Source organism: Bacteriovorax sp. BSW11_IV, assembly GCF_000447755.1.
Taxonomy (GTDB): domain Bacteria; phylum Bdellovibrionota; class Bacteriovoracia; order Bacteriovoracales; family Bacteriovoracaceae; genus BSW11-IV.
This window is the reverse complement of the sequence record NZ_AUNE01000002.1, coordinates 82,011-96,899: the sequence shown is the minus strand read 5'-3', so window position 1 is coordinate 96,899 and position 14,889 is coordinate 82,011. Positions and strand designations below refer to the sequence as shown.

At 37.8% G+C, this 14,889-nt stretch carries 11 protein-coding genes; 3 read left to right on the top strand and 8 right to left on the bottom strand.

What is annotated here, in order from left to right; translation table 11 throughout:
• The 3 genes from dnaE to M899_RS00385 all read right to left on the bottom strand — a co-directional run.
• The coding region (gene dnaE, locus M899_RS00395) for a DNA polymerase III subunit alpha (RefSeq protein ID WP_021269408.1) at positions 1–2,797 on the bottom strand (2,797 nt) is incomplete at its 3' end.
• A 152-nt stretch (positions 2,798–2,949) separates the two neighbouring features.
• Entirely contained in the window at positions 2,950–3,543 is a 594-nt protein-coding gene (locus M899_RS00390) for a FecR domain-containing protein (protein WP_021269342.1), read from the bottom strand.
• A gap of 27 nt (positions 3,544–3,570) precedes the next feature.
• Positions 3,571–5,166, bottom strand: a complete 1,596-nt coding sequence (locus M899_RS00385; RefSeq protein WP_021269406.1) for a PhoX family protein — start codon at positions 5,164–5,166, stop codon at positions 3,571–3,573.
• 80 nt (positions 5,167–5,246) lie between these two features.
• On the opposite strand from M899_RS00385, the gene M899_RS00380 reads away from it, so the two are divergent.
• Both M899_RS00380 and M899_RS00375 read left to right on the top strand, forming a co-directional pair.
• On the top strand, positions 5,247–5,663 hold the full coding sequence (locus tag M899_RS00380) for a hypothetical protein (protein ID WP_021269392.1): 417 nt from the start codon (positions 5,247–5,249) through the stop codon (positions 5,661–5,663).
• A 67-nt stretch (positions 5,664–5,730) separates the two neighbouring features.
• Positions 5,731–6,639: a hypothetical protein gene (locus M899_RS00375; protein WP_021269365.1), complete on the top strand. Its 909-nt coding sequence runs from the start codon at positions 5,731–5,733 to the stop codon at positions 6,637–6,639.
• Here M899_RS00375 and guaA read toward each other — a convergent pair whose 3' ends face one another.
• From guaA to M899_RS00350, 5 genes are all read right to left on the bottom strand, one after another.
• A complete protein-coding gene (gene guaA / locus M899_RS00370; protein WP_021269363.1) occupies positions 6,640–8,193 on the bottom strand; it encodes a glutamine-hydrolyzing GMP synthase in 1,554 nt (517 codons plus the stop codon).
• A gap of 11 nt (positions 8,194–8,204) precedes the next feature.
• Positions 8,205–9,674, bottom strand: a complete 1,470-nt coding sequence (gene guaB, locus M899_RS00365; protein WP_021269354.1) for an IMP dehydrogenase — start codon at positions 9,672–9,674, stop codon at positions 8,205–8,207.
• 107 nt (positions 9,675–9,781) lie between these two features.
• Positions 9,782–10,906, bottom strand: a complete 1,125-nt coding sequence (locus M899_RS00360) for a hypothetical protein (protein WP_034727094.1) — start codon at positions 10,904–10,906, stop codon at positions 9,782–9,784.
• Positions 10,872–11,597 carry a tetratricopeptide repeat protein gene (locus M899_RS00355; protein WP_021269358.1) on the bottom strand — a complete coding sequence of 242 codons (726 nt, stop codon included), beginning with the start codon at positions 11,595–11,597 and terminating at the stop codon, positions 10,872–10,874. The genes M899_RS00360 and M899_RS00355 overlap by 35 nt, the downstream gene beginning before the upstream one ends.
• Positions 11,598–11,695: 98 nt before the next feature.
• Positions 11,696–12,493: an ABC transporter substrate-binding protein gene (locus tag M899_RS00350; RefSeq protein WP_021269360.1), complete on the bottom strand. Its 798-nt coding sequence runs from the start codon at positions 12,491–12,493 to the stop codon at positions 11,696–11,698.
• Between the two features lie 127 nt (positions 12,494–12,620).
• Between M899_RS00350 and M899_RS17300 the strand changes: the two genes are divergently transcribed.
• Positions 12,621–14,870, top strand: coding sequence for a protein-disulfide reductase DsbD family protein (locus tag M899_RS17300; protein WP_021269393.1), 2,250 nt, complete (start codon positions 12,621–12,623; stop codon positions 14,868–14,870).
• Positions 14,871–14,889 lie beyond the last annotated feature (19 nt).

The window sequence follows — 14,889 nt, the reverse complement described above, 5'->3', positions numbered from 1 at the left end:
GCATTGTTTTACGGTTGTATTCATTCTCACATTGGTCAAATGCACCAACACGAATCAAACACTCGACGACTTTCTTTGAAACTATTTTTAAATCAACTCGCTCACAGAAATCAATGAAGCCTTGGAAAGCACCATTTTCAGTTCTCTCACGAACGATTTCTTCAACTGCACCCTCTCCAACGTTTTTAATGGCACCCATACCAAAACGAAGGTTTCCATCAACGACGTTAAATAGCCAAAGAGACTCATTAACATCTGGAGGTAAAACTTGAACACCATATTTTTTGGCGTCATTGATATACAAAGTAACTTTATCTGCGTTTGAAAGCTCTGTAGACAAAAGTCCGGCAAAGAAACACGCTGGGTAGTAATGTTTCAAGAAAGCTGTCTGGTATGAAATATATGAATAAGCTACGGCGTGAGATTTGTTAAATCCGTACTCCGCAAACTTGGCCATTAGATCATAGAGGGCCTCTGCCTTGGTAAGATCAAAATTTCTCTCAGCTGCACCTTGTAAGAAAACCTGCTTATGGTATTCCATATCCTTGATTTTCTTTTTACCCATGGCACGTCTAAGCATATCCGCTTGCCCAAGAGAGTAACCTGCAATTGTTCTTGCAATGTTCATTACCTGCTCTTGGTACACAATAATACCGTAAGTATCTTTGAGAAGCGGTCTTAGCTCTTCAAAAGCATAGGCCTCTTCTTTACGACCATGCTTAATCTCAACGAACTCATCATGCATTCCCGATCCCATTGGACCTGGACGATAAAGGGCGTTGATAGCGGTAATATCATCAATTGAATCGGGTTTAATTCTTTTCGTAAGGTCAATCATTCCTGACGACTCTAGCTGGAAAACACCAATGGTATTTCCATCACCCATGAATTTGAAAACTTTTGCATCTTCATAATCAATATGTTCAATATCAAAATTTGCATCGTGATCACGGCGAATGAATCCACAAGCGTAATCAATAACCGTAAGAGTCTTTAGTCCAAGGAAGTCAAATTTTACCAGACCGATTTTTTCACCGAAGTCTTTGTCAAATTGAATAACCTTTTCGCCCTTTCCACCTTTGAAAAGCGGACAGTACTCAACAAGTGGCTTGTTTGTAATTACAACCCCTGCTGCGTGAATTCCGGCGTGACGATATAAACCTTCGAGACGTTTTGAAATCGTAAAGATCTGACGGATCTTTGGATCAGTTTCAATAAGCTCAGTAAGTTTAGGCTCCATTTCCAGGGCCTTATCTAATGTAATTCCAATCTCATCAGGGATGAGTTTTGAAATCATATTGGCCTCAGCAAAAGAGAGATCAAATACTCTGGCAACATCTTTTACAACGGCCTTGGCCTGAAGCTTACCAAAAGTAATAATCTGACCAACTTTATCTTCACCATATTTTTTCGTTACGTATTCGATAACTCTTTGGCGACCACTTTGACAAAAGTCGACGTCAAAGTCTGGCATGGAAATACGCTCAGGATTGATAAATCTCTCAAAGAGAAGATTATATGGAATTGGATCAATATTGGTAATATCTAGCGAGTAAGCAACAAGTGATCCCGCCCCTGAACCACGACCTGGACCAACAGGAATACCGTTATCTTTTGACCACTGAATGAAGTCCGATACGATTAGAAAGTAACCAGGAAACCCCATCTGTACAATCATATCTGTTTCGTACTGAAGTCGTTCGTAATATTTTGGACGAAGCTCACTTTCCCAATTGTCTTGAGTAATTAATTTTCTAAAGTGAGGGCCATTAAATCTGGCCTCCATACCTTCAGTTACAACACGTCTGAAGTATTCTTCTAGATTCTCTTCGGTTTCAATAGGATAATCTGGAAGGTGGTAAATTTGTTTTCCAGTCTCATCTGTCCACTGAAGATCTACATTGCACTTATCTGCAATTTCAAGGGTGTTATCACACGCCTCTGGAATATAGTGGAATGCACTTCTCATGGTCTCAGGTGATTTATAGTAAAACTCCTGAGACGTCATTCTCATTCTATTTTCATCAGCATATGTCTTCCCTGTTTGAACGCACAGAAGTACTTCTTGTGCAGTTGCATCTTCAGGAGTCATATAGTGACAATCGTTAGTTGCAACAACTTTAACGCCAGTTTCCTTAGCGTAAGCAATTACTTTTTCATTAACGATCTTTTGTTCAGGTAATCCGTTTTCTTGAATTTCTAAATAGAAATCTTCTTTACCAAAAATCTCAACAAGTTTTTCAATGGCCTTATGGGCCTTATCATCTTGGCCAGTAAAGAAGTTGTATCCAACCTCACCTTTAAGGCAGGCCGTCGTACAAATAAGTCCTTCAGAAAACTCACGCAACAATTCCACATCGGCCCTAGGCTTATAGTAGAATCCTTCCATGTACGCCTTAGATAAAAGCTTACATAGGTTTTGATAACCCGTATTATTTTTAGCAAGAAGAATTAAGTGGTGAATTTGGCGAGATGATTCTTCTTCATCTTGCGAACTCGCAGTTTTCGTTCTCTTGGCCGCTCGTCTATCGTGACGTGAACCAGGAGTAAAATAAATTTCTGAACCAAGAATTGGTTTGATACCAGCATCTTTACATTGACAGTAAAAATCAATGGCCCCAAACATATTCCCATGATCTGTTTGAGCAATGGCAGGAATATTCCATTCCTTAGCTTGCTTTATAAGATCCTTTAACCTTATGGCACCATCAAGTAGTGAGTACTGAGTGTGAAGGTGTAAATGTACAAAACTGTCTGGATGGGATTCTTTGATTGTTTGTGCGCTTTCATCGCTCATAAGAAAAAACCTATTCGTGTGTGTGATATCTTTTTATCTCTTAAAATAATGTATCAATTTTTCAACGATTTGTCAGGTTATGACGCAATTCAAGGCCTGGGATTTGAGGAAAAAGGCCCTCGTGATATTAAGGGCCTTGCGATGCACTAAGACTAAAGTTCTAAAAAGCGTGTGTAGTGTCTTAACGCAGTAGGAGGTAAATCAATAATTTTACCAATTTTTTCTCCATAACGTCCTCCGACACCACCCCACTGGCCTTGCTTAATTTCTGCACTATCATTTTGATCAGCAAGGTTTGAAAACAGAACAAGTCCATCAAAAACGATGATCTCGCTCTCACCTAAATGCTCATTTCTTGTTAAAAGGAAATCTGTTCCACGAACTCCCACGGAAACTTCTTTTGTAAAAATCTTTCCTTTCTTGCCTTCACTTTTTGTCACTAAACTTTTCCAGCGACAAACACCGCCAAGAAATTCATATTTTTTTTCTACATCTGGTGAAGAAAGATCTATTTTCATTGATGAGGCCGGACCAATAACGATGGCCGAATTCCAATCGGCCACCTCTATTTTTACAAAACTTCTCGGACTCGTTGTAATAAGACCATTTTCTTTAATCACATCACTTTGCTTAATTTCTTTTCCGTTAAACTGAACCTTCCCTTTCAAAACTTTAACTGTCGCTGTTGGTAGGGCAAAGACATTCAAACTAACAAAAACAAGGAGCGATAAAAAAATGGTCTTCATAAGAGTCCTCTCTAAGATAATTTTTATTTATCCATTTAATTTATCAAAGAGTGGCCCAAAAATCTGCACAACTGCTGGACGTGGCATTTCGTTCCCGCCCTTAGGCCAATGGCTATTTAACTCCGTTAATGATTTCGATTTTTCTCCAGGGTGTTGAACACTGAGAAAGAGAGTCTTTTTATCAGTTGATAAACTCAATCCTGTAAGCTCTGCATCGACTGGAGCAGAACCCATTTGAATAGCACGACCGGCATCTTTACCACTTAGTGGAAAATAAAATAGTCCGTTATTTTTGAATTTTTCATAAGGACCCTTGGCCACCATGTCGCCAGAAATATCTGTCGTCATCCATAGATTACCATTGTGATCAAAAATCATATTATCAGGACAAGCAAATCCACTATCATTACCACCTACAGCGAAATCAGAAGAAGTAAAAGTCAGTGAAAGAGGGTCTGCATTTGTTTCAGAAATTTTTAAAATTTTACCGTAATAATTATTTTTTGGATTATCCGGCTCATTTTTATTGTAGTTGTTTGTTAAGCATACAAAAATATCATTCGTCTTTGGATTGATTTCAACATCCTCTGGACGATCACATGGAGTGGCCCCCAGAAGTTTTGCTGCTTCACGAGCGTATATGAGTACATCCATTTGATCTTTGAAATTATCTTGAAGAACTTTACTCTTTGACCAATCAAGAGATAACCACTGTCCTTTTTCAAGGTTAGCAACAAATAGCTCACCTTCGTCTAAAGAATCAGTTGATTTAGAAATATACTTATAGATATGCTCATTTGCTTTATCATCACCTGAATACACCACAACACGCCCATCTTTAGCAACTGTGGCCGTTGCTCCCTCACGTGACATACGCCCCATGGCCGTGAGTTTTTTCGCAACACCTGTCAATGGATCAACTTCAACGACCCATCCATAATGCTCTGGCGGTAATTTATAAAAATCATCCCATTTGAATTTACTTTTTTTGAATTCACCCTTACTTGAGTAATCACCATAGTAATCCTGATAATTTTCTTCACAAGAAAGAACTGTTTTCCAAGGAGTGACTCCCCCTGCACATCCCGCAAATGTTCCAACAGCAACTCTCGCCCCTTTAATATCTCTTGTTGCGATCAAAGGAATTTCTGTCGTGGCCGTCAATCTTCTGTTGTACTGTGAGTTTTCAACATATGACCATCTATTGTTCTTATCTTTTTTAATATGAACAAGAGACCCACCTAGATTGTAGCGCTCTTTGTCTACTTGCTCCTTAGTTCTTGGTCCCCCTTTCATCCAGCCACCAATAAACATCGGATGCGGGTATTCATGATTCACCCAAAGAATAGCCTCGCTTTCACTCAGTTCAAAAAATGCTGTGTAGTCATTGTTAAAACCAAAATAGTCTTCAGTGTTTAATTTATCTTCCCACTTGATTAAAACGCTATAATCAAGACCAGGGGCCAACACAAGCTCATCTTGAAGCGTAGGAGTAATACCCTTAAGCCCAATATCATTTTTGCATGATGTAAGAAGTGCGGCCGGTGAAATGGCCATAAGTGCTGCTGTAGAGCCTCCCATAAACTTGACAAAATCGCGTCTTGAAAATGATTTATCATTCATTGCATCTAACCTTGTAATTCTCAATTAATATGGCATTATTTTCTATGAGATCGAGATTAAAATAAAGGATTATTTTACTCATGAAAGTATGGAAAAAAACTCTAATCATTTCACTATCACTTCTTAACATAAATCTGACAAAGGCAGAGCCTTTAGAGTTTCAAAAAATTATTTTTGAGACTGAAAAACTGATTCCTACAATAATTGAAGTTGAGGGTGTCTTTGATAAGAATGTTCAAACCATTCCTTTCGAATATTTTCAAGTTGCAGAAAATCTAAGACAACTTGATGGCCTTGCTAAAGACAATAAAGAACTTTTGACTAAAGTCATGGCCTTCAATGAGCGCTGTGCTCTCAATGAAAGATCAAGCAAAATTGTAAGGGCCCTATGCCTAACCCACTATGGAAATGCCGCTAAAAGACAAAAGAAAAAAGTGGACTGGGAGAAATTCCCTAATGATGTCAAGGACTTGGCAAAGCTCATTTTGGAAGATTAATTGACACCTCCTGTAGTTTTTACAGTGACAAATTGTGTAAATTTGAATTTTCTACGATAATCGGCCCATGGCCAATAAGAAAAAAGCACACAAACAGGATACCTCTGCTCAGCTTGAATTTGACTTCAAGAGAGAACAAGAACCCGATCGCAACTTTCATTTAGGTGGCCGCTCTTTCTATTTCTTTGATTTCGATGACAATATCGCCTTCTTATCAACACCAATTGTTCTATTTCATAAAAGAACAGGAGAAGAAATTATTCTCTCTAGTGGTGAGTTTGGTCAGCATAGTGCCTTTATTGGTAAAGATGGACTTTATAAAGACTTCACCGTTGATCTGTGTGATGCCAATGGAAGCTTTCGTTATTGTCGCGATCAAGAGATTACTTTTGTAGAAAGAATCAAAGGAAAAAAACAACGTTTTGTTATCGATATTGAAGAGGCCCTTTCAAAAGGTCCACACGACTGGAAAGCTCCATCATGGAATTGTTTCTTCCACGCGACATTTAACAAAAGACCAATTTCTGTTATCACGGCCAGAGGTCACCATCCTGAAACCATTAAACATGGAATCGACGTAATGGTGAGACAAGGTCATCTACCAAATAGACCGAATTATTTAAGTATATACCCAGTTAGTAATCCAGATATGAGAGTACAACTTGGTGACAAAAACCTTGAAACATCTGTTGCTGAACTTAAAAGACGTGCCATCCACGAATCTGTAGAGAAGGCCATTGAAACCTATGGTTATTCAAACTATCACAGATTTGGGATGAGTGATGATGACCCTAAAAACGTTGAACTTGTAACAGAGGCCATGAGAGAGCTTAAACAAAAATACCCAGAAATGAGTTTCTTTGTGATTCAAACATATGAAGATTCATTTGAAAAAAGAGAAGTCTTCGCAACAAGAGTCGAAGACGTGATGAAAAAAGGAAGCGCTCCTATAGAGCAACTTCCTCTGTTTCAATAATTATTCCCACTCAATTGTACCTGGCGGCTTAGAAGTAATATCGTAAACAACACGAGTTACACCTTTAACTTCATTGGTAATTCTATTAGAAGTTTTGCTTAGAAAGTCTCTTGGCATATCACTCCAAGTGGCCGTCATACCATCACTTGAATTTACAAGACGAATACAAATAACTTCTTCAAATGCTCTAGCATCACCTTTCACTCCTACTGTTTTAACAGGAAGAAGCACTGTAAATGCCTGCCAAGTAGCTTCATAAAGATTAAAGTTTTGAAGTTCTTCAAAAAGAATTTGATCAGATTGTTGAACTTTTAAAATTGACTCAGGAAAAAGTTCTCCTAAAACACGAATACCAATTCCTGGTCCTGGAAATGGATGTCTGTATACCCAGTTTCTCTTTAAATTTAACTCTAGACCAAGGGCCCTCACCTCATCTTTAAATAGATAACGAAGCGGTTCAAGAAGTTTTAACTTCATTCTCTCAGGCAATCCCCCAACATTGTGGTGAGATTTAATAGTCACTGATTTTCCACCTTTTTCATGCGGAGAAATTGATTCAATGACATCTGGATAAAGTGTTCCTTGAAGTAAGTAATCAAATTTTACACCTTTTTGATCTTCAAACTCATGAACCTTTTGTTCAAATACTTCAATAAATGTTTTACCAATGGCCTTTCTCTTATCTTCTGGGTCTGAAAGACCTTTTAGTTTTGAAGAAAAGATTTCTTTAGCATTAATAATTTCGATATTAAGATCAGTTTCATTTTTTAAAGTTTCAATATGACCATAATCTTGTGGTCTTAAAAGTCCGTGATCAACGAAGAAGCAGTAAAGGTTTTTTCCAATTACATTATGAGCAATCATTGCAGCCACAAGTGAATCGACACCTCCAGAAAAAGCACAAAGAACCTTCGAATCACCAATTGTGGAAACAAGTTCCTTCGCTTCTTTTAGCATTTCACTTGCATCCCAATCTTTTTCCAGTGATGATAACTCTTCGAAGAAATGAAGAAGAATATCTTTTCCATGATCAGAGTGTTCTACTTCTGGATGAAACTGTAGACCAAGAACGGGTCTTGAATCATGTTTAATCGCTGCAACTAGGCCATTAGATGAACTCATAACGACTTTAAAATTCTCAGGAACTTTAGAGACGTGATCAGAGTGACTCATCCATACATTGACTTGATCTGGACAACCTTTGATAGTGAAACCATTATCAAAATGTATTGATGCGTGGCCATACTCTCCAATAGTTCCCTTCTCTACAACTCCTCCAAAATATTTTCCAAGAAGCTGCATTCCATAACAGATACCTAAAATTGGTAAATCTTTTCTTTCTAAAATGAATGAGTAATCAGTTTCATCTTCAAAAACGGACTGAGGACCACCAGAAAGGACAAGCGCCTTTGGTGTTTTACCTTCTTTAAAAAGATCGCGACACTCATCTACAGTAATAATCTCACTTGAGTGACCAAGCTCTCTTGTTTTTCTCGTAATTAATTGTGTGTATTGAGAACCAAAATCTACAATCCAAATTTGTCTATCGCTCATATAAGAACCTTTTAAGTTAATTGATAGTTAGGGGCTTCTTTTGTAACAACAACATCGTGTGGATGTGATTCTTTCAAAGAGGCCGAAGTAATTTTAATAAACTCTGCTTTTTCTTGAAGCTCATCAATTGTCTTAGCACCAACATAGCCCATACCTGCACGTAGTCCTCCGACAAGCTGATAGATATTCGAAGCAAGAGATCCTCTATAAGGAACTTGACCTTCGATCCCCTCTGGCACTAACTTCTTATCTTCAACACTTGCTTGGCCATAACGATCTTTAGAACCTAATGCCATGGCCCCTAGAGATCCCATACCGCGATAAACTTTATATGAACGCCCTTGATAAATAATCATCTCTCCAGGTGTTTCATCACAACCTGCGAAAAGAGAACCTAACATAACAGCACTGGCGCCTCCAGCAATGGCCTTAACGATATCACCAGAATATTTAATCCCCCCATCTGCAATAAAAGGGATGCCAGCTTTTTTACAAACTTCAGCACACTCCATAACAGCACTTAACTGAGGTACACCAATTCCAGCGATAACTCTTGTTGTACAAATAGAGCCAGGACCAATACCGACTTTCACACCATCAACACCTGCTGCAATTAAATCTTGAGCCGCTTTTGCAGTAGCAATATTTCCAGCAATAATATCAATTTTATCTCCAAATTCTTTTCTTACTTTTTTGACCATATCGATAACACCCTTCGAGTGACCATGGGCCGTATCAATAACAATCGCATCGACACCTGCATCAACAAGAAGTTGTGCACGATAAAACTCTTTATCACCCACACCTATAGCAGCGGCACAACGTAATCTTCCATATTGATCTTTATTTGAATTTGGAAAATCAATTGTTTTTAAAATATCTTTGATTGTGATCAATCCAAGAAGCTCACCACTATCGTTAACGATAGGAAGTTTTTCAATTCTATGGTTGTGAAGTTTGATCTTCGCACTATCAAGACTGATAGAACTCTGGGCCGTAATCAGTCTATCTTTTGGTGTCATGATATCTTTTACTTTTTTTGCGTGATCAGTTTCAAATCGCATATCACGGCTTGTACAAATCCCAACTAACTGTCCCTTATCATCAACGACTGGAACACCTGTGATCTTATGTCTCTTTGTAATCGCAACAACTTCACTAAGTTCAGCATCAGGATGAACAGTAATTGGATCAGTAACCATACCTGCTTCGTATTTTTTTACTTTACGAACTTCGGCCGCTTGAAATTCAGGCGGAAGATTCTTATGAATAACACCAATCCCACCCTCTTGTGCCATGACAATAGCAACAGGCGCCTCAGTAACAGTGTCCATCGCAGCTGATACGATTGGTATTTTCAATTCAATGTTGCGTGAAAACTTAGTACTTAAAACAGCGTTTGCAGGAAGGATTTCAGAGAAGCCTGGTCTTATGAGAACATCATCATAAGTTAGGGCGTGGGCCTCTTTAATCGTTGGCATAAATACTCCATGTCAAAGTTATAAACTCATGGATATTATAGTGCTTTTTTGGATTTGAGCCGAGATTGTAAAATGTGCCAGACACACTGGCACATTTTCAAATAGATTTAGTAGGATTCTTTGTAGTCTTGATCGTAATTCTTGAGTTCTTTAATCAATGAATTAACTTCATTTGAATGTCTCATCTGTTTTTTGTATTCAATTAACAATGAACTTTCAAATGGATCATTCTTAATTTGAACAGGTGAAACCAATGACGCTGGACCACGCATAGTTTCTTTTTTCTTCATATTGCTTACTGAAGCAGGCATTCTGTTTCCAGCATTACTATGAGAACCAAATACTTTTACTTGTACTCCAGAAGATTTCTCATAAGTTGGTTTGAACTTCTTTTTTGCTGAAATCTTTTTCATTGATTCGCTAGCTAATTTACGTCCAATATCATCAATCATATTACTATCATCAATAATCTTTGGAGACTCTTTTACATAAATTATACTTCCTGGCTCACTTACTGTTTTTGGCGAAGTCGCAGAGGCAGGAGTTCTGTCGTCAGCTTTAGGCGATTCTTTTTTTACAATTTGTCTTTTAGTCTTATTCTCAAAATCTTTATCTACACCATCAAATAAACTAATCACTTTTCTATAAGTTGATTCACCTGTTGGAGTCGGCATACGAGGCGATCCATCCTCATAGCTTTCAGAGATAAAGGAGAATTTTCCTGCCGGAACTTCATACTTAAGATATGAATGAACCATATTGGCAAACTCTACCTGACCCTTAAGAGACATTAATTGAGTTTTACCCGAGTCTTGATCAAATGAAATAATAAAATCTGCATTATCATAAGTTGTATTTGCATTTACTGTAGAAACATTAAACTTCTCATCACGATCAGAGTAAGAACGAACCCAAAGATATCCACCCTTAAGTTCAATGGCCCTATTAAGAATTAATGCATAACCAGAACCAGATAAATGAAAATCATGATCATAGCTGTCACGCATCGATAGTTGTGATCCAACTTCTGTGAATACTTCATCAAATTCAAAAAGAGTGTCCCCTTTTTTCACTTCGAGCATTACTGGTTTTGAATCAACTTTGCGATTAACGAATGCCCTTCCCATTAATGCAGTAACCACGGCCTTTTCAGATTGGGCCATGGCAACATCAGCAATTAATAGTAGAAAAGCTGTACTAATTAGTTTTGTACTTTTGAACAATTTTTTCATAATGCGGACTCAAGATGCGCCATTCTGGCGTGTTTCTATATTTCAATCTAAATTCTTCAACAGTAGAAAAGAACTTCTGTTCATCACCAATTTTTAAATAAGTAAGACCCATCCATAGCTTTGCCCCAAGAAAGAATTCACTCTTTGGATAATTCGCTACAAGATTATCAAGATGCTTTAGTGTCCAATCATAATGCTTACCAGACTCATAAGAGGCCATGGCCGCCTGATATAAATATTTATCATCTTTTAATTTTGAATCAGGATACTGGATCGCAAAAGTGTTATAGAATTGAGCTGACTTTTCAAAATTCTTAGCAGTGAACTCTTTTCCAGCAACTGCTAACATTTCATCAGCTTTCCACTTATAAACATCAAATTTGACAAGATCATTCGCAGAATTCATTGGCGCAACACTAGCAATTGTACGCTCGGCCGGCATTGTCTTAGAAGACTTCAAAGTTTCAAGTTGCGAGTCGAGATAATAGTTCTTACTCTCAAGTGACTTCACTTGTGTTTTAAGTTTTGCAACTTCAATCTTAAGGGCCTCGTTTTCTTTGAGTAAAACGTAGCCTTTGTCTTCTAATTGGTTGTAATAAGCGGCCCTTTGTTCAAGGAAATCCACTGCCCCACAAGAAGCGAAGAGGGTTGAAATTGTCATTAAAATTGCTAAGTTCATTATTTTATTCATGGACTGTCCTCGTATCCATTTACGGTCTACATTTGACTGTTCGGAATTTCGACAGAATCATTTAACTTTTTTTTGAGAAAAAAGGTTTGAACCTATTTTTAGGCATTTGGATCGAAGTTTTTGAAAATCTCTATTAACTGATCAATTCCATCTAAAATTGGAGCAGGTCCCGGTTGTAAAAAGATGGCCGGATCAAGTTCAATTATCCTATTTTTTAAAACTGCATCAGTATCTTTAAGCCCTACTCGATTTTTGAAAGATTCCTTATCCACTTCTTTGCCACACCAGCAGGCCAAGATCATATCAGGGTTTAAGGCCCCTATTTGCTCAGAGCTAACGAAACGATCTTTAGCAAGGCTTCCTTTTTGTGAGATTTCATTGGTAACACTTATGCCACCACATAATTGGACGATCTCGTTAAACCATTCAATGCCACAAATCATAGGTTCATCCCATTCTTCAATATACACACGGGGTTTAACTTTTAATGTTTTTGCAAAATCTTGTGCGACCTGTATTTTGGCCTCTAACTTAGTTATGAGCTCATCGGTTCTTAGAGGGGCTCCCACCATATATCCGAGCATTTTTATATAACTTAATATTCCTGAAATGGAACGATGATTGGCAATATAGACAGAAAGGCCTTGTGCAATAAGATCACGCGCCAAATCTTTTTGAATATCTGAAAACCCAAGGACTAAATCGGGTTCACAATTCATAATTTTTTTAACACTTCCACCAGTAAAAGCACAAACCACTGGCAGTTGCTTGGCCTCTAAAGGCCTTTCGACAAAGGCCGATACACCAACAACAAGGTGACCCATACCAATTTCAAAGAGCGTTTCCACCCCTTCTTCAGTTAAACAAACAATTCTTTTTGGGAAATGTGAGCTCATTGGCCGTCCTTTCATTTCGTTGTCAATTCTCAGTCAAATCTTTGCAGATTAATGTTTAGGGCTTAATATTTTGTTAATATTGACGTAAATAGCTATAAGTTAGATCTCTGATAAAGGATAACATTATATGTGGGATAGATTAAAGATTATTGTGGTTTTCGCACTTCTAGGATGCCTCGGACAAACTTGGGCAAATTATTCAGAAGAAGAAAGTATCCCACAGACACCGGTGGAATTTAGTGCAAAGGTATTTACTCATAATGATGCAAAGTTTTTAGCACTTAATTACAAAAACTTCCCACATTGGCACACCTACTGGAAAAATCCTGGAGATGCAGGACTCCCAATCAAAGCAAATTTCAAACTAGATAGTAAAGATCTAAACCTTGAAGAACTTGAGTGGCCAGCACCAAAGCGCTTTATTGAAAAAGGTGATATTTTGGCCTTTGGATATGAAGGTGATTACTCTTTATTTTTCAAACTTCCAGAAAATGTAAAAAATGGTGCCCTTGAAATTCATTCGACTTGGCTTGTTTGTAAACACATTTGTATTCCTGGTGAGAAAAAACTTAATTGGAACCTGAATGACGGTCTATTAAAAGAAAAAAATGATAAACTAGTTGTTGATGACTCTGAACTGACAAGAAGAATAGAAGCTCTTCCAAAAATTAAAGATATGCCTGCGGATTTAGATTTGGTTCTTGCAAAAGATAATAAATCAACATCTCCAATGCTACATTTGTTCTATACACTTAACGACGTCGCACAACAAGATATCGTAAAAAATATCAACGTCCTGACTCCCTTCCCCCAAGAGCCCTTTGCCTTTAAAAGAGAAAAACTCTTTAAAGATAAAAAGAATAATGTTTATGCTCGTTATAATATTGAATGGGATGGCGAGTATATGGATCCCGAAGTTCCTTTACCTAGTGATGGAAAATTCACTTCTCCCTACAAATTGCGCTTCCTCTATACTGATCCAAAAACAAAAGAAGTTTCAGTCGTTGAAAAAATCTTTACATCAATTAGTTTAGATCAAGCAGATAAGCTAGATTCATTTTTTGCTCTAGTCACTGAATTCTCAACTCAGGACACAACCCCAAGTGCAGGCACTTCCGCATTAGATCAGAATCAAGAACAATCAGCAAAAACTGAAGTACCTTCGTTTATCTATTACCTACTTTTTGCCTTCATAGGTGGCTTCATCTTAAATTTTATGCCTTGTGTTTTGCCAGTGATTTCACTTAAGCTATTTGGTTTAATCAAGCACAGTAACGAAAGTAGACTTTCAATTTTAAAGCACAATGTTTTTTACTCACTAGGCGTACTCTTTAGTTTCTTTGTTCTGGTCATGGCCGTTCTGGGTCTAAAGGCAGCAGGGACAAGTGTTGGATGGGGCTTCCAATTGCAATCCCCGACTTTCGTGGCCCTTATGTTAATAGTCATTTTCACTATGGCCTTAAATCTATTTGGTCTTTTTGAATTTAAAACTCCAGGTGGTTCAAAGCTTGGTAATGTTGAAATTAGAAATACATTCACTGGAGATTTTTTGAGTGGAGTTCTTGCTACAATTCTTTCAACACCATGTAGTGCTCCATTTTTAGGAACAGCGCTAACGTTTGCTTTTACTTCGGGTCCTATTTATATCATTTCAATTTTTATGATGATTGGTCTTGGATTGGCCTTCCCTTTCTTACTAACAGGCTTCTTTCCCTCTCTCATTAGCTTTCTTCCGCGCCCAGGTGCATGGATGGAGCATTTAAAAAAATTTCTTGGACTAACACTAATCCTTACAAGTGTATGGCTGCTAGATGTATTTGCGGCCCTTGTGGATAGTTCATTTTCAGTAATAAAGATGAACACGGCCTTAGCGCTCATCTTTTTTATGTTCTATATGTGGAAGAATATGTCAAAAAAGAAGGCCTACCAGATTCCTTTTATCGCTGCCACAATCGCATTATTAGTGAGTGCTCTTGTTGTTGAAAATAAAATCGAATCAGTAGAAGGACAATCTGCCATTGTGACCGAAAAAAGAACTTCAGGACTTGATTGGCAAGAATGGTCACAAGCGAAGATGACTTCACATCAAGAAAGTAAAGAGCTAACATTTGTAGATTTTACGGCAAAGTGGTGCTTCACTTGTAAAGTAAATGAAAAACTTGTCATCGATACTCAAGGTTTTAGAGATTTAGTGGCCAAGAAAAACGTCAAACTTCTTTTGGCGGACTGGACGAGAAGAGATGAGAAAATTGGGTCATGGCTTAAGGCCAATGGTATGGTTGGAGTCCCCGCCTACTTTGTGATCAACTCAAAAGGTGAACTCATAAATCTTGGTGAAACAATTACTTTAAAAGAAATAGATCAAGCCCTTAATTAAAAAAACCAGCGTAATGCTG

Excerpts from the sequence above, each read along its gene's own strand:
- M899_RS00390 (WP_021269342.1), bottom strand. The coding sequence starts at position 3,543 with ATGAAGACCATTTTTTTATCGCTCCTTGTTTTTGTTAGTTTGAATGTC.
- M899_RS00385 (WP_021269406.1), bottom strand. The coding sequence starts at position 5,166 with ATGAATGATAAATCATTTTCAAGACGCGATTTTGTCAAGTTTATGGGA.
- M899_RS00380 (WP_021269392.1), top strand. The coding sequence starts at position 5,247 with ATGAAAGTATGGAAAAAAACTCTAATCATTTCACTATCACTTCTTAAC.
- M899_RS00375 (WP_021269365.1), top strand. The coding sequence starts at position 5,731 with ATGGCCAATAAGAAAAAAGCACACAAACAGGATACCTCTGCTCAGCTT.
- guaA (WP_021269363.1), bottom strand. The coding sequence starts at position 8,193 with ATGAGCGATAGACAAATTTGGATTGTAGATTTTGGTTCTCAATACACA.
- guaB (WP_021269354.1), bottom strand. The coding sequence starts at position 9,674 with ATGCCAACGATTAAAGAGGCCCACGCCCTAACTTATGATGATGTTCTC.
- M899_RS00360 (WP_034727094.1), bottom strand. The coding sequence starts at position 10,906 with ATGAAAAAATTGTTCAAAAGTACAAAACTAATTAGTACAGCTTTTCTA.
- M899_RS00355 (WP_021269358.1), bottom strand. The coding sequence starts at position 11,597 with ATGAATAAAATAATGAACTTAGCAATTTTAATGACAATTTCAACCCTC.
- M899_RS00350 (WP_021269360.1), bottom strand. The coding sequence starts at position 12,493 with ATGAGCTCACATTTCCCAAAAAGAATTGTTTGTTTAACTGAAGAAGGG.
- M899_RS17300 (WP_021269393.1), top strand. The coding sequence starts at position 12,621 with ATGTGGGATAGATTAAAGATTATTGTGGTTTTCGCACTTCTAGGATGC.